Raw genomic sequence first — 645 nt, 5'->3', positions numbered from 1 at the left:
CGATGGCCACTTTAACCACGATTTTTCTGATCGGCGTGGCGACCGACTTATGGCATCCGGGGCGATGAACATCCTGTGGGAAAAATATGACGTAGCTTCCCGGGATCATTTCAAGGAACGATTCATGTTCGCAACCGTGAAAGAAAATAATATCGCGCTGTGCTAATAGCGATTCGCTAATGGCGTTATTACCGTTATCAATAGCGAAACCTATTTTCTCTTCGCCCCAGGCCAGAAATTGGATATCCAGATAGCGGCGATGCACTTCCGGGCGATTTTCGGCAACTTCGCGAGTGGTTAAGTCGATAATCTGCGCGAAGATATTTTTGCCGTCGATCTCCACGACGCCGGGGACCAGTTTGCTGAAATCGGTGCTGCGCAGGAAATCCAGGGCTCGCTCAATTGCCGCAGGCAACCGACACGGATTAGGCTGCGTGATATGTCCAAAGATCATGGCTTAACTCCTTACAGCGCCTGAATTTTCGCCCAGACGCTGTCATCGACGGTGATACCGTCGCGACGATTCTCTTCCAGCAGGCGGGTAAACTCATGGCCGGGTAAACGGACGGCCACGTTTTCATCGGCCCGTTCGGCGGTGGTGATGAAATCCATAATCCGTTGCAGCTTGGCATCGCGGGTTGCGCC

The 645-nt window shown here is 52.6% G+C and carries 1 protein-coding gene and 1 pseudogene; both read right to left on the bottom strand.

Annotation, left to right across the window (positions count from 1 at the left end):
• Nucleotides 1–454, bottom strand: a 454-nt coding sequence (locus CWM53_RS24800; protein WP_100750894.1) for a YhcH/YjgK/YiaL family protein, incomplete at its 3' end; no start/stop codon positions are given.
• Between the two features lie 11 nt (nucleotides 455–465).
• Nucleotides 466–645, bottom strand: a pseudogene (locus CWM53_RS24795) (2,3-diketo-L-gulonate reductase); the annotation flags it as partial.

The organism is Klebsiella sp. A-Nf5 (assembly GCF_002810545.1).
GTDB classification, from domain to species: Bacteria; Pseudomonadota; Gammaproteobacteria; order Enterobacterales; family Enterobacteriaceae; genus Klebsiella; species Klebsiella variicola.
The sequence above is the reverse complement of the archived record's forward strand: the minus strand, read 5'-3'. Positions and strand labels throughout refer to the sequence as shown.